This window comes from Caldanaerobacter sp. (assembly GCF_049701115.1).
Taxonomy (GTDB): domain Bacteria; phylum Bacillota; class Thermoanaerobacteria; order Thermoanaerobacterales; family Thermoanaerobacteraceae; genus Thermoanaerobacter.
In genome coordinates, this window is the sequence record NZ_JBNATX010000025.1 from 1 (window position 1) to 22,379 (window position 22,379).

General features: G+C 36.9%; 23 protein-coding genes, 1 tRNA gene and 1 other RNA gene. 5 read left to right on the forward strand and 20 right to left on the reverse strand.

Annotated features, from left to right (window positions below; translation table 11 throughout):
- Nucleotides 1-170: 170 nt before the first annotated feature.
- On the reverse strand, nt 171-371 hold the full coding sequence (sspI, locus tag ACPLVE_RS07955; RefSeq protein ID WP_424611032.1) for a small acid-soluble spore protein SspI: 201 nt from the start codon (nt 369-371) through the stop codon (nt 171-173).
- A 206-nt stretch (nt 372-577) separates the two neighbouring features.
- The gene (locus tag ACPLVE_RS07960) at nt 578-844 is read right to left on the reverse strand and encodes a pro-sigmaK processing inhibitor BofA family protein (RefSeq protein WP_424611033.1); all 267 of its coding nucleotides are present in this window, start codon (nt 842-844) and stop codon (nt 578-580) included.
- A 154-nt stretch (nt 845-998) separates the two neighbouring features.
- Between ACPLVE_RS07960 and ACPLVE_RS07965 the strand changes: the two genes are divergently transcribed.
- Entirely contained in the window at nt 999-1,814 is an 816-nt protein-coding gene (locus tag ACPLVE_RS07965) for an undecaprenyl-diphosphate phosphatase (protein WP_424611034.1), read from the forward strand.
- A gap of 26 nt (nt 1,815-1,840) precedes the next feature.
- Here the strand turns inward: ACPLVE_RS07965 and ACPLVE_RS07970 are convergent, their stop codons facing one another.
- The 3 genes from ACPLVE_RS07970 to ACPLVE_RS07980 are packed head-to-tail and all read right to left on the reverse strand — an operon-like array spanning nt 1,841 to nt 4,377.
- Complete coding sequence (locus ACPLVE_RS07970; RefSeq protein ID WP_424611035.1) at nt 1,841-2,371, reverse strand: O-acetyl-ADP-ribose deacetylase; 531 nt, start codon at nt 2,369-2,371, stop codon at nt 1,841-1,843.
- A gap of 46 nt (nt 2,372-2,417) precedes the next feature.
- Nucleotides 2,418-3,644: an MFS transporter gene (locus ACPLVE_RS07975; protein ID WP_424611036.1), complete on the reverse strand. Its 1,227-nt coding sequence runs from the start codon at nt 3,642-3,644 to the stop codon at nt 2,418-2,420.
- Between the two features lies 1 nt (nt 3,645).
- Nucleotides 3,646-4,377, reverse strand: a complete 732-nt coding sequence (locus ACPLVE_RS07980) for a glycerophosphodiester phosphodiesterase (protein ID WP_424611037.1) — start codon at nt 4,375-4,377, stop codon at nt 3,646-3,648.
- Between the two features lie 176 nt (nt 4,378-4,553).
- On the opposite strand from ACPLVE_RS07980, the gene ACPLVE_RS07985 reads away from it, so the two are divergent.
- Nucleotides 4,554-5,780, forward strand: coding sequence for a M48 family metallopeptidase (locus ACPLVE_RS07985; protein ID WP_424611038.1), 1,227 nt, complete (start codon nt 4,554-4,556; stop codon nt 5,778-5,780).
- 26 nt (nt 5,781-5,806) lie between these two features.
- On the opposite strand, the gene ACPLVE_RS07990 is transcribed toward ACPLVE_RS07985, so the two are convergent.
- The 3 genes from ACPLVE_RS07990 to ACPLVE_RS08000 all read right to left on the reverse strand — a co-directional run bounded on the left by ACPLVE_RS07990 (nt 5,807) and on the right by ACPLVE_RS08000 (nt 8,560).
- Nucleotides 5,807-6,022, reverse strand: a complete 216-nt coding sequence (locus ACPLVE_RS07990; protein ID WP_424611039.1) for an ATP-binding protein — start codon at nt 6,020-6,022, stop codon at nt 5,807-5,809.
- A 114-nt stretch (nt 6,023-6,136) separates the two neighbouring features.
- A complete protein-coding gene (locus ACPLVE_RS07995; protein WP_424611040.1) occupies nt 6,137-6,727 on the reverse strand; it encodes an alpha/beta fold hydrolase in 591 nt (196 codons plus the stop codon).
- Between the two features lie 12 nt (nt 6,728-6,739).
- Nucleotides 6,740-8,560, reverse strand: coding sequence for an FAD-dependent oxidoreductase (locus ACPLVE_RS08000; protein ID WP_424611041.1), 1,821 nt, complete (start codon nt 8,558-8,560; stop codon nt 6,740-6,742).
- A 103-nt stretch (nt 8,561-8,663) separates the two neighbouring features.
- Here ACPLVE_RS08000 and ACPLVE_RS08005 point away from each other — a divergent pair, with 103 nt between their 5' ends.
- Both ACPLVE_RS08005 and ACPLVE_RS08010 read left to right on the forward strand, forming a co-directional pair.
- On the forward strand, nt 8,664-9,554 hold the full coding sequence (locus tag ACPLVE_RS08005) for a selenium metabolism-associated LysR family transcriptional regulator (protein ID WP_424611042.1): 891 nt from the start codon (nt 8,664-8,666) through the stop codon (nt 9,552-9,554).
- Between the two features lie 121 nt (nt 9,555-9,675).
- Entirely contained in the window at nt 9,676-10,182 is a 507-nt protein-coding gene (locus ACPLVE_RS08010; protein ID WP_011025360.1) for a type 1 glutamine amidotransferase domain-containing protein, read from the forward strand.
- 55 nt (nt 10,183-10,237) lie between these two features.
- Here the strand turns inward: ACPLVE_RS08010 and ACPLVE_RS08015 are convergent.
- A tRNA-Ala gene (locus ACPLVE_RS08015) sits at nt 10,238-10,313 on the reverse strand.
- Nucleotides 10,314-10,437: 124 nt separating this feature from the next.
- Here ACPLVE_RS08015 and ACPLVE_RS08020 point away from each other — a divergent pair.
- Nucleotides 10,438-10,800: a hypothetical protein gene (locus ACPLVE_RS08020; protein ID WP_424611043.1), complete on the forward strand. Its 363-nt coding sequence runs from the start codon at nt 10,438-10,440 to the stop codon at nt 10,798-10,800.
- Nucleotides 10,801-10,857: 57 nt separating this feature from the next.
- Here ACPLVE_RS08020 and ssrA read toward each other — a convergent pair.
- The 11 genes from ssrA to recO form a co-directional block, all read right to left on the reverse strand.
- Nucleotides 10,858-11,210: a transfer-messenger RNA gene (gene ssrA, locus ACPLVE_RS08025) on the reverse strand.
- A 3-nt stretch (nt 11,211-11,213) separates the two neighbouring features.
- Entirely contained in the window at nt 11,214-11,684 is a 471-nt protein-coding gene (gene smpB / locus ACPLVE_RS08030; RefSeq protein WP_424611044.1) for an SsrA-binding protein SmpB, read from the reverse strand.
- Nucleotides 11,685-11,792: 108 nt separating this feature from the next.
- Nucleotides 11,793-12,620 carry a KaiC domain-containing protein gene (locus ACPLVE_RS08035; RefSeq protein ID WP_424611045.1) on the reverse strand — a complete coding sequence of 276 codons (828 nt, stop codon included), beginning with the start codon at nt 12,618-12,620 and terminating at the stop codon, nt 11,793-11,795.
- 69 nt (nt 12,621-12,689) lie between these two features.
- Nucleotides 12,690-14,816 (reverse strand): ribonuclease R, encoded by a 2,127-nt coding sequence (rnr, locus tag ACPLVE_RS08040; RefSeq protein WP_424611046.1) that lies wholly within the window; start codon nt 14,814-14,816, stop codon nt 12,690-12,692.
- A gap of 13 nt (nt 14,817-14,829) precedes the next feature.
- Nucleotides 14,830-15,381 (reverse strand): HD domain-containing protein, encoded by a 552-nt coding sequence (locus ACPLVE_RS08045; RefSeq protein WP_424611047.1) that lies wholly within the window; start codon nt 15,379-15,381, stop codon nt 14,830-14,832.
- Between the two features lie 108 nt (nt 15,382-15,489).
- The gene (gene ppdK, locus ACPLVE_RS08050) at nt 15,490-18,117 is read right to left on the reverse strand and encodes a pyruvate, phosphate dikinase (protein WP_424611048.1); all 2,628 of its coding nucleotides are present in this window, start codon (nt 18,115-18,117) and stop codon (nt 15,490-15,492) included.
- Entirely contained in the window at nt 18,114-18,926 is an 813-nt protein-coding gene (locus ACPLVE_RS08055; protein ID WP_424611049.1) for a pyruvate, water dikinase regulatory protein, read from the reverse strand. Before ACPLVE_RS08055 ends, ppdK begins: the two co-directional genes overlap by 4 nt.
- Nucleotides 18,927-18,935: 9 nt before the next feature.
- Entirely contained in the window at nt 18,936-19,577 is a 642-nt protein-coding gene (locus ACPLVE_RS08060) for a helix-turn-helix transcriptional regulator (protein ID WP_424611050.1), read from the reverse strand.
- A 140-nt stretch (nt 19,578-19,717) separates the two neighbouring features.
- Nucleotides 19,718-21,103 (reverse strand): glycine--tRNA ligase, encoded by a 1,386-nt coding sequence (locus tag ACPLVE_RS08065; protein ID WP_424611051.1) that lies wholly within the window; start codon nt 21,101-21,103, stop codon nt 19,718-19,720.
- A 104-nt stretch (nt 21,104-21,207) separates the two neighbouring features.
- Nucleotides 21,208-21,618 carry a DUF4342 domain-containing protein gene (locus ACPLVE_RS08070; protein ID WP_424611052.1) on the reverse strand — a complete coding sequence of 137 codons (411 nt, stop codon included), beginning with the start codon at nt 21,616-21,618 and terminating at the stop codon, nt 21,208-21,210.
- Nucleotides 21,608-22,375 carry a DNA repair protein RecO gene (recO, locus tag ACPLVE_RS08075; RefSeq protein ID WP_424611066.1) on the reverse strand — a complete coding sequence of 256 codons (768 nt, stop codon included), beginning with the start codon at nt 22,373-22,375 and terminating at the stop codon, nt 21,608-21,610. The genes ACPLVE_RS08070 and recO overlap by 11 nt, the downstream gene beginning before the upstream one ends.
- Nucleotides 22,376-22,379: the final 4 nt, after the last annotated feature.

Below are 22,379 nucleotides of genomic sequence, written 5' to 3' on the forward strand. Positions count from 1 at the left end.
CGAAGCGAGCGGATTCTTAGCCTTTTGGCGAATTGGCCGGTACCCCGCCTGAGCCCGAAAAGTGAGCCTTAGTTTAGTCGCTTTGCAACTTACAAGCATTAACACAAAATGCCACTTAAATAAGAAGGACTTTGTCAACAAACAAAAAGCCGGGAGTTCTTCCGGCTTTTTTAAGATATACCACGCATTATGAGGTTCATCATGCTGTCTTTTTCTTCTTCACTCATCTTTTCCCACGCTGCTTCAAATATCACCCCCAGTCCAGGAATTGCATTTTCATTTTTGCTCTCCACCGCTTCTTGTATAAAACCTTTTATTTCCTCCTTCGATCTTTTTTTGAGATTGTCAAGTACTGCTCTCTTTATATCCATAACCTACCCCCATATTTGCAGAATCTCATTTATATGATTCCCAAAAAAGAAAATAATAAACAAAAAAGCCTTAAAAGAGCTTAGCAGTTTGTTGACAAAAATAAATAAGTGGTATTCTGTGCGTAAATGCAACTTACAAGCATTAACACAAAATCCCACTTAAATAAGAAAAACTTTGTCAACAGTTTGAAAAACCCTAAAAAGGCTTAGATCACATGAAACATATATTTCAATATAAGAAGAATTGCAATGCCAGCTATTCCAAAAACACCTGTTATAAAAGAAGTTATTATGTTTACAGGCAATTCTACATTAAACAAGGTCCCAAAAAAATTGAAAAATAATAGCATTATAAAACCTACAAGAGAATTTATAGCAAACTTCAAAAGTAGCCTTAAAGATTTACCCAGCACCCAGAGGATAAAAATCAACAATAATACCGCTACAATAAAAGAAAGGGTTCCAGTTAACATTGTTTTTCACTCCCTGTTTTAACTTACCTAGTTTCAATTATAACATAAAATAAACATTAAATTTTGGTTAAAATTAATTTCTTTTGATTGATTCCTCTTAAATTATCATATAAAATAGATAGGGATAAAAACACTGTGAAAAAGGGGTAGAAAAATGGAACTTCTGGTCAAAGCTTTTATAATGGGAATAGTTGAAGGGCTTACGGAGTTTATACCTGTATCTTCTACAGGACATTTGATATTGGTTGGCAACTTTATAAACTTCACAGGTAAATTTGCTACAATGTTTGAAATTGTAATACAATTAGGGGCAATTTTAGCAGTAGTATACTATTTTAGAGAAAAAATCTTTTCTTCTTTCAAAGCACTAAGGCCGGGAGAGTGGGGTTTTAATCTTTGGTACAAAATGTTTATAGCAGTACTGCCAGCAGGAATCATTGGAGTTTTGACTCATCACTATATTGAAGAACATCTTTTCTCACCTTTCACTGTTTCAATAGCCTTAATAGTAGGAGCAATCCTCATGATAGTAGTAGAAGATATCTTTGGGAAAAGGTATAGAATTGATAACATGGATAAAGTAAACACAGCAGAAGCTTTCTTAATCGGGATATTCCAGGTGATGTCTTTGTTCCCTGGTATGTCAAGATCAGCCTCCACTATAATAGGGGGAATGCTGGTAGGACTCTCAGTAAGAGCAGCAGCAGAGTTCTCATTCTTCTTAGCTATTCCAACCATGTTTGCAGCTACCGGATTTGAGCTTTTAAAGAACATAACTGCTATGTCTTTACTAGAATGGGAGGCATTGATTGTAGGGTTTATAACTTCTTTTATAAGTGCTTTGATCGTCGTAGATAAGTTTTTAACTTACCTCAGAAGACACGCATTAAAACCTTTTGCCTATTACAGGCTTGGAGTAGGAATTTTGATGCTTTTTTTAATAACACAAAAGCTTATAACCATAAAATAAAGGATAGGTTAAAGCCCTATCCTTTATTATTTATCCAGTTCTTCATAGGCTTTCGAGTACACTTCATAATCTCTATCACTGAAAAGGACAAACCTTACTTCCTTTATATTGCTACCACCTTCAAGATAGTCAGAGACTACCCTTAAAGCTATCCTAGCTGCCCTTTCTACAGGAAAGCCATAAGCCCCTGTGCTTATTGAAGGAAAAGCAATGGTTTTTACATTGTGCTCATCCGCCAGTTTTAAACTCTCTATGTAAGCACTTGCCAACAAATTATCTTCATTATGAGTTCCGCCTTTCCATATAGGCCCAACCGCATGTATGACATATTTTGCCTTTAGATTACCTGCTCCTGTTATTACTGCATGCCCTGTAGGACATCCGCCCTGCTTTTCCCTGATCACTTTTAACTCTTCTGCTATGGCCGGACCTCCCGCTTTATGGATAGCCCCGTCTACTCCACCACCCCCGATCAAAGCAGAATTAGCAGCATTTACAATAGCATCAACTTCCTGTTCCACTATGTTTCCCTTTATTAATTTTATTTTCTCTTTCATTAGATCACCCTTGATTTAATATGATTTTTTATGCATTTAAATTATATCACAAAATCTCTGTTTTTTCATCTCTTCTACCAATCATCCATAAAAACGTAAAGGAAATAAATACAGAAATTGAAGCAGCTAAGAACAACTTGTTAACTCCAATGTAATCCATTATAGCGCCAAAAGTTGAAGGAGTAACTATTGCTGCCAGCGAAGAAAAGAAGTAATAAAGGCCAGTGTAAGTGCCTATCTTCGCAGCAGAAGTATAGCTCACTACTAAAGGATAAGAATTTATAGTAAACAAAGCATTAAACAGCCCTGCAAATGGCATTAAAATTTGTATAACTCTAAAATCCTTCACAAACATGAAAACTAGAAAGAGCACTGCTTGTCCAAATGCACCAATCATCATGGTTTTTCTTTTCCCTATTTTCGAGGCAACAAATCCAGAAGGTAAAGCAAAAACCAGAAAAGCAAGGGCATAAAATCCCATTGTAAAGGAAGAGATACTTTCATCGATTCCCAAAGCTATTTTGCAGTATCTGGTAAAAAATGTCTCTACTGCTGCAAATCCAGCTATCATAGCAAATATAGAAAGGAGAGTGTAAAAGGGTCTTTTATCTTCATCTATAGTAACCTCAATAAGAGCTTTAACTATGCTTTGTCTTTCTTTTTTTTCTTGATTCACAAACTCTTTGGGCTCTTTTATTGTCAAAAATAGAATAAAGGGGATTGCCAGAGATAAAATCCCTGAGAGAAAAAATGGATATGCTTTATTGAGTTTATATAACTGTGAGCCGATAAAAAATATTATTAAGGCACCCAGCCCTCCCATGAAATTTATAACTCCATTTGCTTTGCTTCGGTGCTGTTCTTCTACTATATCGGGCATTAATGCAACAAGAGGGGTCCTATAACTTGCTACTACAATATTGAACATCAAATCAACTATTAGAAGAGTCCATAGCTTTGTCTGAAGCGGCAGAAGCATATACAAAATACCTGCGAGAGGCATTCCAACCAATATATACGGCATACGCCTCCCTATAGGCGTCTTTGTATTATCACTTAATGCCCCAAAAACAGGTAAAATAAACAAATTGGCAATATTGTCCCAGCTCATAACAAAACCTATTAAAGTATTACTCTTGGTAAAATTTCCAAGAAATATCGGCATATACGCATTATAAGCAGCCCATATCATTGAAACTACCATAAACCCGAGCCCTAAATTGAATATCTTAAAATAATTTAGTGATGATTGATTGTTATCATCAAAAACCATATTATTCTCCTTCCCTTAGAAAATTTAGCAAGGTCTCCGGGTCATTTGTTATAATACCATCTACCTCAGCTTTTATCATTCTTTCCATGTCTTCCTTTTTGTCCACTGTCCAAGGAAATAATTTAACACCATTTTCTCTGCAACCTTCAACAAGTTCAGGTATTATATTGAAATAAAAAGGATGTAATGAATATGCTCCCATGCGAAGTGCTATATGCCAAGGTTCTACAAGCCCACATTGGTACAAAAGACCTATTTTAAGATAGGGCGCCATTTTCTTTACATCTCTTAAACTATAATGATTAAAAGAGGATATAATAACTCTCTCCTCAAAATTGTATTCCTTTATTACTTTTATCAATTTTTCTTCAATCCCTGGATAAAGTACAATTCCACTTTTTATCTCTATATTTACAAGAAAGTCCTTATCTCCAATTAGCTCAAAAACTTCATACAAAGTGGGTATTTTCTCCCCTGCAAATTTCTCGCCAAACTTTATACCTGCATCTAACTTCTTGATTTCTTCTAGCGTAAAATCTTTAACAAAGCCCTCTCCATTTGTCGTTCTGTCTACTGTTTCATCGTGGATCACCACAAGATGCCCATCCTTTGTAAGCTGTACATCCAGCTCAATACCATCCGCTCCTAATTCTATTGCTCTTTTAAAAGCGGCGATAGTATTTTCAGGTGCATTTTTGGAATCCCCTCTGTGCGCAATTACCAAAGTTTTCATAAAAATACCTCCCCAAGATTTACTTTACAGAAAAATTCTATCACATTTTTGTAAAAAAGCGAAATCTTATAGCTCTTTTCTCAATGTCTATGATGAAAAAAGCTGTTATTACTACTTTTGTTTTTAGTAATGATATATAATAATCTTAGATAACTTATTTGAAAGGAATGAAGGAAATGGAATTTGTAAAATTCAACAAATTATGGCTTTTGCTAATTTTAATTGCAGGAATATTCTCCTTTTTATACCTATATTATACATTATTTCCTGGAAATATACCACATGATGTCTACAAATACTTCTCACCTGCTGAAATTACAAAAGCTCAAAGATACCACAAAATAATTCGTCTAATCTACATAAGTTCCTTCATAACGAAAGCTCTATTCTTAATATGGTTCACTTTTGGAACAGGAGCTTTTTTGCTTTTAAAATATACAGAAAAAATATCTTATGGAAAATATTATTTGAACGTGTTTTTATACTTCGTAGCTTTATGGTTAATCTTAAGATTGGTTTCTCTTCCTTTTAACTTGATAAGCCATTTTGTCCAGGTAGAATGGGGATTTTCTGTTCAGACAATGAGCTCCTGGTGGAGCGATTATTTTAAAAGTGCTATTTTGGACTTTGTATTTTCTTCTATCGGTGTACTTTTATTTTTCATATCCTTAAACAAATGGCCTTCTACATGGTGGATAGCCGCCTTTTTCTTCTTAACTATAGTAATGTTTGCCCAAATTTACATATATCCAAACTTTATAGCTCCAATGTTTAATAAATTTACTCCGATCAAAGACCCGAAGATAGTAAATATGGTACAAGAAATCTCTCGAAATGCAGGAATAAAAATAGATAAAATTCAAGAAATGGACGCAAGTAGACGCACCACGCTGGCAAACGCTTATTTTTATGGTTTTGGAAGTACAAGTAAAATTGTGCTTTACGATACGCTACTAAAAAATTATCCAGATGATGAAATAAAAGCGGTCATAGCCCATGAAGCAGGTCACTGGAAAGAAAATCATGTGCTAAAAAGCTTACTTATAGGTACAATCGGACTTTTCATAGGACTTTATTTACTTAATATTTTTATTCACTCAAGCATTACAATTCATCCCAATATTAAAATAACTCCAACTGTGTTGTCGGTAATATACTTGTTTATTTTGCTTATCAATTTTGACACAAATCCCATACAAAATTACATTTCAAGGCAGATGGAAAAACAGGCTGATTTACTCTCCGTTGAGTTTTTACACAGCAAAGAACCTGCTATAAAACTTCAAATTGACCTTGCAAAAAGAAGTTTGTCAGACGTATCTCCTCCCCCTTTTATAGAATGGTTTTCTTACTCTCATCCTTCTACTATGCACAGGATTGAATTAATAGAAAAAGCTAAATAAAAAGGAAGGTTATACTGCCTTCCTTTTTATGACGCCTTTTCTTTTTCTATAAGCTTGATTGCTCCAGCTCCACAATATCTCACGCATACACCGCAACCTGTACATTTTTCTTCATCAATACTTATGTTGACTCTAAAAGAAGTCTCAAGAATCACTCTAAAAGCTTTAAACCTGCAACTTGCTGCGGCTGGACAAAAAGGTGATTTGTCACATATTTTTTCATCAATTCTCGCTACTCTCATTTTTCTACCTCCAATAAAATACTTCCCTACTGTTGTGGGGTATTCTGTATACATTATACAGTATTTTTTACTTTTGTCAACTATAAAAAAGAGATACCTTTAACGGTATCCCCTTTATTTTCTAAAAAAATCTCCCAATACCTCAGAAAATTTCTTTGCATTGTCAAAATAACAAGTATGACCTGAATCTTCAAATACATATAGAGAACTTACAGAAATATTTTCTTTTAACATCTCTGCAAACTCATAAGGAGCAATATTATCTTTCTTTCCCCATATAATCAAAGTTTTTACTTTTATGTCTTTTAATCTCTTCTTGTAGAGGTCCACGTTTATACTATCTACTACCGTCAGACTTCTCAGCATATTACCGTGTTTGAGTGCAAATCGCAATGATATTTCACCACTAAAAGAAGGACCTACCAAATGAAAAGGTGGTAAATTTAATTTACTTGCGAATTCAAACAGCACTTCTTCTTTTTCAAGTTCGCTCTCTTCTGAAGCCCCATACCCGGGCAATTCTAAGCATATGACTTTAAATCCTTTATTAGCCAAATTCTCAGCTATTCCTGAATGCACCCAATCGTAAGCAGTATATCTTTTGCCGTGGAGTAGTATTACAAGGTCTTGTGTATTATCTTCTCCTAATTCTAAATAATGAATCTTGCTGCCTTTTATATCAACATATTCTCCTTTTATCAGCACCAGTCTCACCTCTCATATAAAAAGTGAAACTTCTGCTCCTTCCCTTATAGCCTCTACCGCAGATGCTACTTCTTTACAATCCCCAATGAAATAAATTCTCTCATCGCCTTTTAGTTCTGAAAATTCTTCATCTGGAACATTGCCAACCGCCAATACTACCGCCTCTATCTCAATTACATCAAATCTATCCTTTACCTTGTACATAAGCTTTCCTTTTGATATATCCTTCACTTCGGCATCAGTCACTATATTGACTTTCAAATTTTCCAGTCTTTGAAGAAGTAGCTTTTTCACCATCGGATATATTCCTTCGCCCACTTCACTTCTAATCTCAAAAACTGTCACCTTTTTACCTTTCTCTGCCAGATATTCAGCCGTTTCAAACCCTGTAAGTCCCCCTCCAATTATTGCTATACTTTTACCCTCTGGAATGTTGCCTTCTAAGACTTCAATGGCTGTAAGAGGTGCAATATCTGTATCTAAATCAATTTTTGCTGGTTTTGAACCAGTAGCTATAATAATTTTATCGTATTGCATTTCTTTAATATCTCTTAAAGATATTTTTGTATTTAAATTTATTTTCACATTGTACTTTTCTAAATCCCTTTTCAAATATTCAATAACTCTCCCAATCTCTTGCTTGTGAGGAGGAATTTGAGCAACATTTAACTGTCCTCCTAACCTATTCTCTTTTTCAAAAAGTGTAACATTGTGGCCTTTTCTTGCCAGATATTTAGCTGCAGACATTCCAGCAGGACCTCCGCCAATTACTGCTATATTTAGCGGCTTATCAGTTTTTACCTCAAACTCTCTTTCTCTTCCTACCTCTGGATTAATCATGCAAGAAACCGAAAGCCCTTTCTGGATATAAGCAATACAAGCTTGATTGCAGTGAATGCAATACCTTATATCTGCTTCTTCTCCCTTAATCAATTTCTCAGCCAAATCGGGATCTCCAATCAAACCTCGTGCAACACCTATAAAATCGGCTATTCTTTCCTCTAAAATCCTTTCCCAGTCGTAAACATTCCCTAACTTATTAGCAGCAATTACAGGAATACTAATACTTTCTTTTAGTTTTTTAGTAAAAGGCAATAATGGTCTATCTTCTATACCCATTGGAGAAATATGATACTCAGAAGTTGAAGACACTCCTGAAGATACATCTATAGCAGAAGCTCCATTTTTCTCCAGTATTTTGGCAAATTCAATACTTTCTTTTATATTGAATCCCCCATCCGTGAAATCATCTCCATTAATCCTGCAAATCACCGTAAAATCTGGTAGAGCATCTTTTATCTCTTTTAAAATTTCAACGGCAAATCTTGCCCTTCCTTCTAAACTTCCCCCATACTCATCTTCTCTTTTATTTGTATTTGGTGACAAAAACTGACTTACAAACCATCCATGGGCAAAGTGCAGTTCTACTGCATCAAAATCCGCTTTCTTTGCTCTTATCGCTCCTCTGACAAAATCCTTCACAAAGTTTTTTATTTTTTCTTTTGGAAAATCTGTCGGTTTGTACTTTGGATTGTGCATTGCCAGTTGAATTGCTGCTTTAGCACCATTTCGATGTATTGCCTCTGCCAATTTGCTAAGACCTCCTATTTTATCATCTGTATCTATTCCTATTTGATTGGGAAAGAACTTGCCTAATGGATTTACGAAACTTGCTCCTACGATCACTAAAGCAACTGACCTTGACCTTCTTCTGTAGTACTCTATCTCTTTTTCTGTGACGTAGCCATCCTCTGACAAATTTGTAACGGTCGGAAGCATCACAATTCTATTTTTTAAATGTAACCCGCCTATTTTCCCTTCTTTTAAGAGCATTTTAAATCACCTCACCACATTTTATATTGTAGCGATTGAATAACTATAAGTAAAATAGTATAATTTTATTAAATACATAAGCATATCCTTATGAGGTGATTCTATGAATCTACGCCAGCTGAAAATTTTTCTAACCGTATGCCAAGAAGGAAGTATGTCAAATGCAGCCAAAAAACTGTACATGACTCAACCTTCCATAAGCCAGACTATAGGTGAATTAGAACAAGAGCTAAATATAAAATTGTTTGAAAGGATTAACAAACATCTCTACCTCACTTATCCAGGCGAAATTTTAAGAGAATATTCAAAAAGAATAATCTCTTTACTTGAAGAAGCTGAAAATACCCTCTTAGACATTTCAAATTTAAAAACTGGAAAACTTCGCGTAGGTGCAAGTACAACTATAGGAACTTATTTAATTCCAAAAATACTCAGTGAGTTCCGCAAAAAATACGAAAATACCTCTATATTTTTTAATATTGATAACACAGAAGTAATAGAAAAGCAAATTTTGGAAAATTATATAGATATAGGAGTTGTAGAGGGCCCTGTTCATTCAGAAGATATCATCACAGAATCTTTTATGGAAGATGAATTATACCTTGTATGTTCTAAAAACCACAGATGGGCTTTAAAAAAAGTGATAGAACCGTGGGAAATTGAGGAGGAAGAATTGATTATTCGCGAAAAGGGAAGTGGCACAAGGGAAGTTTTTGAAACGATAATGTCTGCCAATAACTTAAAATACTACATAAAACATGTACTTAACAATACAGAAGCCATAAAAAAAGCCGTTGAATTAAATATGGGGGTATCAGTTATTTCGAGACTTGCCGTATCAGAGGAACTCAAAAAAGGCACCCTTGTAAAAATAGAAATAGAGGGTATAAAGTTTAAAAGAATGTTCAATATAATCTATCACAAGGATAAATACTTCTCTCCTGTGTTTAAAGCTTTTATAGAGCATCTAAAAATAATAAAAGATAAAATTTAAAAACAACCATTTTTCAATGCCAAGAAATAGATTTAGATGTATTTAGCCATCAATGGGATTGACATAAGTATCCAACAGGACTAAAATAAAAGTAAACTTATAAACAAACGGGGTGGTCTAAATGAAAAGAGTAGCCATTTTAATTGAAAACCTCTATGAAGAGCCCGAGCTTTTATATCCATACTACAGATTGAAAGAAGAAGGGTATGAAGTTCACCTAGTGGGGACAGAAAAAGATAAAGTGTACACAGGCAAATATGGTTATCCTATGAAAAGCACTCACGCATCAAAAGAAGTAAAAGCCGATGATTATGATGCTGTGGTAATACCAGGAGGTTATTCTCCGGACCACATGAGAAGGTGCCAGGATACTGTAAATTTCGTTAAAGAGATGTGCCAACAGCAAAAAATAATTGCTGCGATATGCCATGGACCCTGGATGATGGCTTCAAGCTGCGACTTAAAAGGTAAAAGAGTCACAAGCTTTTTCTCAATAAAGGATGACTTAATAAATGCAGGAGCTCAGTACGTAGACGAAGAAGTAGTAATAGATGGAAATCTAATAACCTCTAGAACCCCCAATGATTTGGTAGCTTTTGTAAAAGCTATAATTGAAAAACTGAAATAAGAATACCAAAAAAGGGTTCTGGTACTTTATATGTACCGAGAACCCTTGATTTTTCTGGTGGAGCTGATGGGACTTGAACCCACGGCCTCCACAATGCCATTGTGGCGCTCTCCCAACTGAGCTACAGCCCCACTTAAAGCAATACTGACAAATGTTATTATAACATAAACGAATTTTTTTGTCTATAAGAAACTAAACCTTTGCGCTTTGCATATAGTGAAAATAAGACTTACCGAATTTAAAGAAGGTGAGAAAATGAGATGTTCCTTTAATGAAAATAACAAAGACCATAAAACAATTGAATGTGCACTGGGGCTTCAATCTTTTTCAATCTTCCTTCTTCTAATGCTATCGGGAATGCTAAGTCCACCTCTCGCTGTAGTAATACCTCTATCCATAAACTTAGTTTCTTCTGTATTTGGGACTTTTGCGCTTTTTCAGAATTATAAAGAAGAAGGAGAGTTGTTTTATATTATACTTTCGTATTATATCCTCTTGGTACTTTTTTACTCTTTAGTGCCGTATTATAGGGGGGCTTTTGACCTAGCATCAGATATTCTACCCATACCAAAAGACGCTCTTTCTACCTTTCATCCAATAACATATCCTGAACCATAAAAAGATAAACTGATTCACTCTGCGGCATACCGTAAAGTGGATCAGTTTATCTTTTTATGGTGGAGGTGCGGGGACTCGAACCCCGGTCCGAAGGCGTCCCGGTAAAAGCTTCTCCGAGCGCAGTCGCTGTTTTAATTTTCCCTCAGCGGTTCTCCCAGCGACAGGATAACCGCTTCGGTAGCCCCGTTAATTCCGGTTTTGCCCCGAGGCGCAGGCAAAACCAGTTCCCCACTTTTTTGACGCCCAGTCCTGAAACGTGGGCATTTCAGGCTGGACGGCCGCCTTTAATTAGGCAGCGTAAGCGAGTTCTCTGTCTGCGTTTATTTTTCTTCCACCTTTTTTACGAGTTGGTGGAGAACTCGGCTCGCTACTTTTACCTCGTTCGCCCCCGTCGAAACCAGCACACCCCCATATTAAATTCCCAATTGTTTTTCTTTAAACTGCTTCTCGAGTTCTCTTTTCGCCTCTCTTCTCGCGATATCTTCTCTTTTGTCATAAATCTTCTTACCTTTTGCAACAGCTAATTCCACTTTTACAAGCCCTTTTTTAAGGTAGACTTTCGTAGGAATTAAGGTGTAGCCCTTTCTCGACACATACCCTGCAAGTTTATTTATCTCATGTCTGTGAAGTAGTAGTTTTCTCGGTCTTAGAGGGTCTTTATTGAAAATATTCCCCTTTTCATAAGGGCTTATATGCATATTATAAAGTATTACCTCATTATTTTCTACCCTTGCAAAGCTGTCTTTTAAATTCACCTTCCCTTGTTTTACAGATTTAACCTCTGTCCCCACAAGTTCTATTCCTGCCTCGTAAGTTTCTTCGATAAAATAGTCATGAAAGGCTTTTCTGTTTTGAGCAATTATCCTTACATCTTCTTTAGACAAGGTCTAAACACCCTCTTTAGGAGAAAATTGCCCTATTTGCGTATCACAAATAGGGCCCTCCACGTCGCTATTATATTATAGCACAATTTTTATTCCTGTCAAGCACAATTATTTTTCACTAAACGCTTTTCCTACTCTTACTATGCCTAAATCGTCTATATGAAGAAGGTGAACCCTGGTATCATGACCGCACATCCTACACCCATCTACCCTTACAGTTCTAACAATTTCTCCTGGAGCAACTCCATAAGTAGAAGCCGTTGTTCTACTAGCGACGATCTTAGCCAGTACTATATTGCAATCCAATATGTGGGATACAGCATATCCTCCTGCAGCCTCTGAAGAAAGCTCTTCATGACTGCTTCTCTTTTGAGAGATAAAGATAGCTGTTTGGTAGTTGTCTTTCATTACTTCATAAAGCTTTCTAACCAGTTTTCTCGCAACCATTTCCTGTCCTTCATAAAGACCAGTGATAGAATCTATCACACAGGCTTTTATGCCCTTTTCTCTTATTATTTCTCCAAGTTTGGAGGTAAGCTCATCTACGCTGTTTTTTAACTCTGCTTGATGTGACAGGTCAAGCAGGTAAATGGAATTTTCTATCTTGTTCCAGTCAATTCCTAAACCTTTGCAACGCTGTTTCAATCCTTGAACAGTAAAAACTGCCGGGACCTCCACTGTAATGAAAAGTACATTATATCCTCTTGCCGCCTGAGTTATAGCAAATTGTTGACCCATGAGTGTTTTCCCCGTATCGGGCACTCCTGCTAAATGTATCACAGAAGCAGAAGGAAGCCCTTGAAGAGGTACCCTTACTATTTCCCCGTCTTCAAGCTCGGCAGTATAGAAAAGGTCATCAAGCCCAGGAATTCCAGAAGGTATGCCGAAAAGTTTAGGGGTTTTAGCAGCAACATCTCGCAAGAGTATGACTTGCATTGTTGCCACCCCCCTACTTCCATATATTCTCTTTCCATATATTATTTTATATTTATTTCAAAAAATTTGTCAACTATCTTCTTCTACCAGCACAAAATCTATTTCTCTATTATCCACATTTACATGAGCTACTCTTACAAGGACTTCTTTCCCTATTGAAAAAATTTTCTTCGTCCTTTCTCCTATAATCACATACTTTTCCGGGTCAAACACATAATAGTCATCCTCCAATGAAGCCACATCCACCAATCCTTCAACTGTATTTTCAAGTTCCACGAAAAATCCGTAACTTGTAACATTGGAAATTATACCTTTGTAAACATTGCCCACTTTGTCAACCATATATTCTACTTTTTTGAGCTCTTCTATCTCTCTCTCGGCTGTTTCAGCAGCTCTTTCTCTTTCAGAAGATTTTGCTGCTATGTCTTCAAGGATTCTGTTGTAATGCTTCTGCCTTTTTTCAGTAAGTTTCCCGTTTATATACTCTTTTATTATCCTGTGGATCACAAGGTCAGGATATCTTCTTATAGGAGAAGTAAAATGGGTATAATATCTAGCAGCTAAGGCATAATGCCCTACATCCTCTGGGCTATAGCGTGCTCTTTTCAAAGACCTTAAAAGGAGAGTCTCGACTACTTTTTGTTCGGTCTTACCCTTAACCTGATTTATGAGGTCCTGCAAAGCTTTAGGATGTATATCCCCACCTTCAATACCCTTTATATGATATCCCAGATTATGTATAAATTTATTAAAGGCTTGCAGTTTTTCTATGTCGGGGTGTTCGTGAATTCTGTAAACAAAAGGTACATTTAACCAATGCATGTGCTCTGCTACAGTCTCATTAGCAGCTAGCATGAATTCTTCAATTATCTTATGAGCGATGTTTCTTTCCACCTTTACAATATCTATCGGTTTACCCTTTTCATCTACAATCACTTTTGCTTCTGGAAAGTCGAAGTCCACGCTTCCTCTTCTTTTCCTTTTTTCCAGTAATACAAGCGCCAGTTCCCTCATTAATTTAAAATCTTCAATGAGATGAGAATACCTTTTTTTTAATTCCTCATCCTCTTCTTCAAGAATCTTGTACACATTAGTATAAGTCATTCTTTCCTTGCTTTCTATTATGCTTTCGAATATTTCATGATCAACTACTTCACCTTTTTTGTTTATTTCCATTTTAACAGTTAATGTAAGTCTATGTTCTTTAGGATTTAGACTGCATATTCCATTTGAAAGTTTGGGTGGAAGCATTGGTATGACCCTGTCCAAGAAGTAAACGCTACAGCCTCTTTTTAATGCCTCTTTGTCAAGGTGGGAACCTTCTTTTACATAATGACTGACATCTGCTATGCTAACATAAAGTAAATAGTGCCCATTCTCAAGTTTTTCTACATAAACAGCATCGTCCAAATCTTTTGCATCTTCTCCATCAATAGTAACAAATCTTAATTCCGTAAGGTCAACCCTTCTCTTTCTCTCTCTTTGAGGTATTTCTTCAGGAAGTTCTTCTGCTTCTTTCAAGACTTCCTTAGGAAATGTTTCAGGTATATCATAAGACCTTAGGATAGACTTTATTTCTATTCCCGGTTCTCCTTTGTAACCTAAAACTTCTATTATTTCTCCTTCAGGACTTCTTCTTCCCTCAGGCCATTTCGTGATTCGCACTACCACTTTCATACCGGTTTTAGCACCTTTATCCTCACCTTTGGGAATGAATATATCTTGATGAATCTTTCTGTTGTCCGGTATAACAAAACCAAAATTCTTATTTTTCTCATAGGTACCTACAATCGTGGTATTGGCCCTTTTTAGTATCTTTATTACTTCACCTTCTTGACTTTTACCCTCACCCCCCTGTAGCAATCTCACAAGCACAAGGTCTCCATCCATTGCACCATTCATTCCGCTGATAGGGATAAATATATCCTTCATATTTCGGTCTTCCGGAATCAAAAACCCATATCCCTTGGGGTGCCCATCTATCCTTCCTCTCACAAGTCCTAATCGTTCAGGAAGAGCATATTTCCCCCTCTTGGTCTTAAACACAAGTCCCTCTTTTTCCATTTCTTTTAAGGTAGCTTCCAACATCTTTTTTTGACCATAGTCTATGTCCAGCATATCCATTATCTCTTCGATCTTAGAAGGCATATAATCTTCTCTACTGAAAAGTTGTAGCAGTTTCTCTTTTACCCTCATTACACCTCATACCTCACAATCCTATTTGTTCTGCAATCTCCTTCATAGAATTCAACCCTATTTCTAAGAATTCATCTAAAGAAATGCCAAGCTCTTCACAGGTTTTTATTTGATCTCTGTTAGCCCCTTTTGCAAAAGTCTTGTCTTTAAACTTTTTTTTCAAAGAACTAAGCTTCACTTCTTCTAATTTTCTTGAGGGCATTACATAGGCGGTAGCTACAATAAGTCCAGACAAAGGATCGGCAGCAAAAAGGGCTTTATCCAGCAGGGTTTTCCTCTCAATGCCATGAATCTCATTGTGGGCAATTACCGCTTGAACAATTTCCTCGTCAAATCCTAAATTCCTTAAAATTTCTCCTCCTCTTATACTGTGAAGTTCTGGATTATCCTTTGTCTCTTCATAATCAATATCATGGACTATTCCTGTAACAACCCATTTTTCTACATCTTGTCCTAATCTTTTGGCGAGTCCCCCCATTATCGCACCTGTAGCTATCATGTGGTTTATAAGAGTTTCATCTGAAACATACTCCTTGACTAAAGCCAAAGCTTTCTCTCTGTCCAATTTTAATCCCTCCATTATTAAGTTACCATTTTTACTTAATATTATAACATGTTATTACAAAAAACAATACAAAGGCAGCCAAAAGCTGCCTTTGTATTTTAATCATTTTTAATTCCCATATTTTATAGCTGCTTGAGCTGCTGCCAGCCTTGCTATAGGCACTCTGTAAGGCGAAGCAGAAACATAATCTAATCCTACCTTATGGCAGAATTCTATAGAAGAAGGATCTCCACCGTGCTCGCCGCATATACCAACTTCAAGGGTCGGCCTCGTCTGCTTCCCAAGCTTTGTGCCCATTTCTACAAGCTTCCCTACGCCTTCCTGATCTAATTTCTCAAATGGATCAAATTCATATATTTTCTTCTCGTAGTAGGTCTCCAAAAATTTACCTGCATCGTCTCTTGAGAAACCAAAGGTCATCTGTGTCAAGTCGTTCGTACCGAAGGAGAAAAATTCTGCTTCTTGGGCAATCTTGTCTGCTGTCAAAGCAGCCCTAGGCACTTCTACCATTGTTCCCACAAGGTACTTTAATTCGATACCGCTCGATTTTATTATCTCATCTGCTACCCTTGTTATTATATCCTTTAAATACTTAAACTCTTTTAGTTCACCCACAAGCGGTATCATTATCTGTGGCTTTACGTCTTTCCCTGTTCTCTTTTTAACATTTACTGCAGCCTCTATTATTGCTCTCGTTTGCATCTCAGCTATTTCAGGATATGTTACAGCCAATCGGCATCCTCTGTGGCCAAGCATTGGATTAAATTCTTTGAGGCTTTCTACCGTTGCTTTCAGTTCTTCAAATGAAATACCCATATCTTCAGCCAGTTCTCTTATCTCCTCATCGAGATGAGGCAGGAACTCGTGAAGTGGTGGGTCTAAGAGCCTTATTGTAACCGGATATTCACCCATTATTTCAAATAACTGTTCGAAATCTGACCTTTGCATTGGAAGTATTTTCTCTAAAGCTTTCCTCCTCTGTTCTTCTGTCTTCGCTATTATCATTTCTCTCATTGCAGGAATTCTTTCTTCATCGAAGAACATGTGTTCTGTCCTGGCAAGTCCTATTCCTTCAGCACCAAACTCAAGGGCAACTTTAGCATCTCGTGGAGTATCCGCATTCGCCTTTACACCTAATCTCCTATACTTATCTGCCCATTCCATCAATATAGCAAAGTCACCACTTATTTCTGGCATTACCGTTTTAATCTCTCCAATGTATACATTTCCTGTGCTTCCATCTATTGATATGTAATCTCCTTCATGAACTACGATATCACCTATTCTCATTACTTTTGCTTGCTCATCTATTCTAGCATCGCCGCATCCAACTACGCAGGGTGTACCCATGCCTCTTGCAACCACAGCAGCGTGAGAAGTCATTCCACCGCGGGTTGTCAGTATTCCTTCTGCAGAAGCCATTCCTTCAATATCATCAGGAGATGTCTCTGTGCGTACGAGGATTACTTTTTCTCCAGCCTTAGCAGCGGCAACAGCTTCATCAGCAGTAAAGTATACTTTACCTGAAGCAGCTCCAGGAGATGCTGGTAATCCCTTTGCAACTGGTTTTGCAGCCTTTAACGCTTCTGGCTCAAATGTAGGATGTAATAGCTGATCCAGCTGCTTTGGATCCACTCTTAAAACAGCTGTTTTCTCGTCGATCAAACCTTCTCTTACCAGGTCTACTGCTATTTTGATTGCTGCCTGTGCAGTCCTTTTACCACTTCTTGTCTGGAGCATGTAAAGTTTGCCTCTTTCAATCGTAAACTCTATATCCTGCATGTCTTTATAGTGTTTCTCTAATTTTTCAGCTATTTCTACAAACTGATTGTAGACCTCTGGCATGGTCTCTTTTAATGTGGAAATTGGCTGAGGGGTTCTTATACCAGCGACGACGTCTTCTCCCTGAGCGTTCATTAAAAACTCACCAAACAAAGCTTTTTCTCCGGTAGCCGGATTTCTCGTAAATGCAACACCCGTACCAGAATCATTCCCCATATTTCCGAATACCATTGATTGCACGTTCACTGCCGTACCCCAATCGCCCGGTATATCATTTAATCTTCTATAAACTATGGCTCTTGGATTGTTCCAGGATCTAAATACGGCTTTTACAGCTTCTAAAAGCTGGACTTGCGGATCTTGCGGGAACTCCTCTCCCTTTTCTTGCTTGTAAAGTTCTTTAAACCTCTTTACAACCTCTTTTAAGTCTTCTGCCGTAAGATCTGTATCAAATTTAGCTCCTCTTTTTTCCTTTATCTCATCTAAAATTGCCTCGAATTTATTCTTGTCAATGCCCATCACAACATCAGAAAACATCTGGATAAATCTTCTATAGCTATCATACGCAAATCTTTCATTATTAGTTGCTCTGGCAAGCCCTTCTACTGTCTCATCGTTTAAACCAAGGTTTAAAATGGTATCCATCATCCCAGGCATTGAAACTCTTGCACCAGACCTAACAGATACAAGAAGTGGATTGTTGGGGTCCCCAAATTTTTTACCAGTGACCTCTTCTAACTTTTTCATGTATTCATAAATCTGTTCGACTATTTCTGGTGCTATTGTCTCTCCATCCTGGTAATATCTTGTGCAAGCTTCAGTGGTAACTGTAAATCCCGGAGGAACAGGTAACCCTAATCTGGTCATTTCAGCTAAGTTCGCACCTTTTCCTCCTAAAAGGTCTCTCATTGAAGCGTCGCCTTCATTGAAAAAATATACATACTTCTTAGTCATGTACGCTCTCCTCCTCTTAACACGTTTAATATTATGTTAGCTGTCTCTTCTACAGCCTTGTTAGTAACATCTATGACAGTGCAACCTAATTTTTGCATCACCTCCTCAGCATACTGTATCTCTTTTTTAACTCTTTCTTCTGTAGCGTAAAGAGCATTGTCATTAAGTCCTAACGACTTAAGCCTCTCTTTTCTTATTTTAACCAAAACTTCAGGGTCTATAGTGAGCCCAAAAATTTTTTTGGGATTTATCTCAAAAAGCTCTCTCGGAGGCTCAATTTCAGGTACTAAAGGTAAGTTAGCCGCCCTGATGTATTTATGAGCCAAATACATGCAAAGAGGCGTTTTCGAAGTCCTAGATACCCCTATTATTACTACATCTGCCAGCAAAATCCCCATTGGGTCTTTTCCATCATCATATTTGACAGCAAATTCTATCACTTCTATTTTTTTAAGGTAATCTTCTTTGTTACTCTTTAAAAGTTCCATCTGGGGAGCAGACCCTGTACTATCCTCTATTGCATCCAATACAGGTCCCATTATATCCACAATTTTTATTCCAAATTTTTTTGCCTTTTCATTGAGATATTCCTTGAGTTCCCTTACTACCATAGTGTGGATTATAAGACTGTTGGCATCATTCGCTGCCTCCATGATGATTTCATCTATTTGATTCACATCACCCACGTAAGAATACTTCTTTATTTTTTCAATGAAAGTATAGAAATGAGCCGCCGCAATACTTGCTATGTTTTCTGCCGTATCCATATTAGAATCGGACACCAGGTATATAGATATGCCTTCCTGCATAGATGCCCCCTACCCTTCCCCTAATTTTACAAAAAGTCTTGTTATATTGGTTTTCGACAACCTACCTGTCACTTTATAACCTTGCTTCCCATCTTTATCCACTACAGGCTCTACAACAGGAAGGCTGTCCACTTCGTGCTCAATGATTTTTACTGCAGCATTATAAACTGGTTCATCATCGTAAGTAGTGATGATGTTGGGCATCCGGGTCATAATTATACCCACCGGGACCTTATAAATATCGGTATTGCCTATAGCGATTTTCAAAAAATCTTTTCTGGATACTGCGCCGGTTAAAAAGCCGCCATCCTGTACAAAAATTGTCCCAACATCCTTTAAAAAAAGTGTTACAATAGCATCGTAAACTGGGGTGCTCTCCTCTACCACTACAGGCACCGATTTTACATCTTTTACCTTTATGTTTTTTATGTAATCCTGTATGAGACTAAGGGGTGACCTACCCGTGTAAAAATAACCCACTTTAGGCCTCGCTTCTAAAATCCCAGACATGGTCAATATTGCAAGGTCTGGCCTTAACGTAGCCCTGGTAACATTGAGCTTTTCTGCAATCTGCTCCCCTGTAATGGGCTGATACTTCTTTACAATATCTATGATAATCTGTTGTCTAGGAGTCAGTTGAATTTCTATCACCCCTCCAAAAATTTTCATAAACGTTTTCTACTCTTTCGTTTAACACTTTACTATAATTATACCACAAAACAAAAACATAACCAACTTGTTTTTAATATTATTTATTAGAGAAGGGAAATCAGCAAAAACTGATTTCCCTTCTAAACTCTAAGTTTATCTTCTAAATACTTATCTACCTGATCAATATCTATTCGAACCTGTTCCATGGTATCTCTGTCCCTTATGGTAACTTTATGGTCATTTTCAGAATCAAAATCGTAAGTTACGCAAAAAGGCGTCCCGATCTCGTCTTGTCTTCTGTATCTCCTACCTATGCTGCCTGATTCGTCATATTCTGCAGGAAATTTCTTTTTTAGGTCTAAATAAATCTTATAAGCAGCTTCATTGAGCTTTTTAGACAGAGGAAACACTGCTACTTTAACAGGAGCAATAGCCGGATGAAGCCTTAAGACTACTCTCGTCTCTCCTTCCACTTCCTCCTCATCATAAGCATCCACCAGAAAAGCCAGCATTAACCTGTCCACTCCTACTGAAGGCTCAATGCAGTAAGGTATGTACTTTTCACCTGTTACAGGGTCAGTATAAGTCATGTCTTCTCCTGAATGCTCCATGTGCTGCTTTAAGTCATAATCAGTCCTGTTAGCAATACCCCAAAGCTCTCCCCAACCAAATGGAAAATTATATTCTATGTCAGTAGTAGCCGTGCTGTAGTGAGAAAGTTCTTCTTTTTTGTGGTCTCTGAATCTCAAATTCTCTCTTTTAAGTCCAAACTCCACAAGCCAGTTCATGCAAAATTCTCTCCAATAATTAAACCATTCCATGTCTTCTCCTGGTTTGCAGAAAAATTCTAATTCCATCTGTTCAAATTCCCTGGTTCTGAAGATAAAATTCCCCGGCGTGATTTCATTTCTAAAGGATTTGCCAATCTGTCCAATACCAAAAGGAATTTTCTTACGACTTGCCCTTTGAACATTCTTAAAATTTACAAAAATACCTTGAGCTGTTTCCGGCCTCAAAAATACTTCCGACTTTGAATCCTCCGTAACTCCTATATAAGTCTTGAACATGAGATTAAATTTTCTTATTTCTGTAAAATTATGGGCTCCACATCTGGGACAGGGTACTTTGTGCTCTTTTATAAACTCCATCATTTGCTCCTCTGTCCATCCTTCTATTGAAACGTTAAGCCCCTTCTCTTTTATGTAATCCTCAATCAGTTGGTCAGCCCTAAATCGAGCTTTGCACTCCTTGCAGTCCATCAAGGGGTCGCTAAAGCTAGCCACATGTCCTGAAGCCACCCAAACTTCTCTGTTCATCAAAATAGCAGAATCAATTCCCACATTATATGGACTCTCCTGTATAAATTTTTTCCACCATATCCTCTTTATATTATTTTTCATTTCTACTCCCAAAGGACCGTAATCCCATGTATTTGCAAGGCCTCCATATATCTCGGACCCGGGGAAAACAAAACCTCTGTTTTTTGCAAGAGACACTATCTTATCCATTGTAACTTTTGCAGGCATTAATAAACACTCCTTTTCCCAATTATGCAAAAACCCTTCATCCCCGCTCGGGAAGAAAGGTTTTTGCATTACTTATTTTAGAATATCAAATCAAATAATCTATGTCAATCATTTTTCTTCTCTTCTTTTAAGACTATTACACTTTTATCGTATTTTTCTACTTCTATAGTACAATTAGCTAAAAAAGCTACTGCTGCTCCCAAAAGTGTAAGTTGAGGTATAACCACTGTAGAAATAGCACCGGCAGTCACAGGAATCTCCAAGAGAATTCTATCGTCTTTTTTTACTCTTATTTTAGTAACATTTCCTTTTTTTATAAGGTCTTTTATTTTATCTATAACTTCTGATCCAGCTACAGTAAAAGACTCCGTCCAGCTCTTCCTATTTTCCTCTATGTATATTAGGGCATCTACTACATTCCAATTAGATTGTTCCAAAGCTTCTTTTGCCTCCTTATAACTCACTCCTGTCCTCTCCACAACCATATCTATTTTCTCAAGCTGTTCATCTATCATTCTTATCCCTCCTTTCTTCTTCTAATTCGAGCGCGAACCCCCTAGATTTAAATTCTACTCCTATGTGGAACTTCACATACTCTGATATTATTCTATCCATATCTATTTTAATAATCCTTGGAATAAAAATATTCTCAAGCCTTTCGTACTTTGATCTAAGAAGATAAGTCATAAGCTTTAAAACTCTGTCTTCAATCGAAACTGCATCCCCACAACTACTTCTACAAGTTTTACACACAGCTCCACCACAAGAAGGAGAAAAATACTGCAAATTGCTTTTTGAACCGCATAAGGCACAATTGTCCAGTACAGGCATGTAACCTAAAAGAGAAACCAATTTCAAAGTGTAAGCAAAAAGGAAAACGGAAGGCTTTATATTTAACTGATTTATCGCTCTTAGAGAATGCTTTAGGAAAAAATACAGTGTTTCGCTTTTCTGTTTATCTTCTGTTACTTTCATAATAGTTTCAGTTACATAAGAAGCAATAGCAAACCTGTCAAGGTCTCTTTCTATGTTTTCAAAATTCTCTACAAGTTCCCATTGGTCAATGTAATAATAATTTTGCCCTTCAAAAATCACATAGTTGGCTACAATAAAAGGTCTTACAGCATTTACAAAACGACTTTTCGAACGCCGAGCTCCTTTAGCAACCGCCTGCAGTTTCCCGTAATCTTTGGTAAAAAGGGTGGCAATTTTATCTTTTTCACTTATAAGATTGCTCTTTAAAACTACCGCCTCTGTCTTTAAAAAGCGCATTTTT

Excerpts from the sequence above, each read along its gene's own strand:
- ACPLVE_RS07970 (WP_424611035.1), bottom strand. The coding sequence starts at position 2,371 with ATGAAAGAGAAAATAAAATTAATAAAGGGAAACATAGTGGAACAGGAA.
- ACPLVE_RS08010 (WP_011025360.1), top strand. The coding sequence starts at position 9,676 with ATGAAAAGAGTAGCCATTTTAATTGAAAACCTCTATGAAGAGCCCGAG.
- ACPLVE_RS08065 (WP_424611051.1), bottom strand. The coding sequence starts at position 21,103 with ATGCCTGCAAAAGTTACAATGGATAAGATAGTGTCTCTTGCAAAAAAC.
- ACPLVE_RS08005 (WP_424611042.1), top strand. The coding sequence starts at position 8,664 with ATGAATCTACGCCAGCTGAAAATTTTTCTAACCGTATGCCAAGAAGGA.
- ACPLVE_RS07985 (WP_424611038.1), top strand. The coding sequence starts at position 4,554 with ATGGAATTTGTAAAATTCAACAAATTATGGCTTTTGCTAATTTTAATT.
- sspI (WP_424611032.1), bottom strand. The coding sequence starts at position 371 with ATGGATATAAAGAGAGCAGTACTTGACAATCTCAAAAAAAGATCGAAG.
- ACPLVE_RS07990 (WP_424611039.1), bottom strand. The coding sequence starts at position 6,022 with ATGAGAGTAGCGAGAATTGATGAAAAAATATGTGACAAATCACCTTTT.
- ACPLVE_RS07975 (WP_424611036.1), bottom strand. The coding sequence starts at position 3,644 with ATGGTTTTTGATGATAACAATCAATCATCACTAAATTATTTTAAGATA.
- ACPLVE_RS08020 (WP_424611043.1), top strand. The coding sequence starts at position 10,438 with ATGAGATGTTCCTTTAATGAAAATAACAAAGACCATAAAACAATTGAA.
- ppdK (WP_424611048.1), bottom strand. The coding sequence starts at position 18,117 with ATGACTAAGAAGTATGTATATTTTTTCAATGAAGGCGACGCTTCAATG.
- ACPLVE_RS08000 (WP_424611041.1), bottom strand. The coding sequence starts at position 8,560 with ATGCTCTTAAAAGAAGGGAAAATAGGCGGGTTACATTTAAAAAATAGA.
- ACPLVE_RS08055 (WP_424611049.1), bottom strand. The coding sequence starts at position 18,926 with ATGCAGGAAGGCATATCTATATACCTGGTGTCCGATTCTAATATGGAT.
- rnr (WP_424611046.1), bottom strand. The coding sequence starts at position 14,816 with ATGAGGGTAAAAGAGAAACTGCTACAACTTTTCAGTAGAGAAGATTAT.
- ACPLVE_RS07980 (WP_424611037.1), bottom strand. The coding sequence starts at position 4,377 with ATGAAAACTTTGGTAATTGCGCACAGAGGGGATTCCAAAAATGCACCT.
- ACPLVE_RS08035 (WP_424611045.1), bottom strand. The coding sequence starts at position 12,620 with ATGCAAGTCATACTCTTGCGAGATGTTGCTGCTAAAACCCCTAAACTT.
- ACPLVE_RS08070 (WP_424611052.1), bottom strand. The coding sequence starts at position 21,618 with ATGATAGATGAACAGCTTGAGAAAATAGATATGGTTGTGGAGAGGACA.
- ACPLVE_RS07965 (WP_424611034.1), top strand. The coding sequence starts at position 999 with ATGGAACTTCTGGTCAAAGCTTTTATAATGGGAATAGTTGAAGGGCTT.
- recO (WP_424611066.1), bottom strand. The coding sequence starts at position 22,375 with ATGCGCTTTTTAAAGACAGAGGCGGTAGTTTTAAAGAGCAATCTTATA.
- ACPLVE_RS07960 (WP_424611033.1), bottom strand. The coding sequence starts at position 844 with ATGTTAACTGGAACCCTTTCTTTTATTGTAGCGGTATTATTGTTGATT.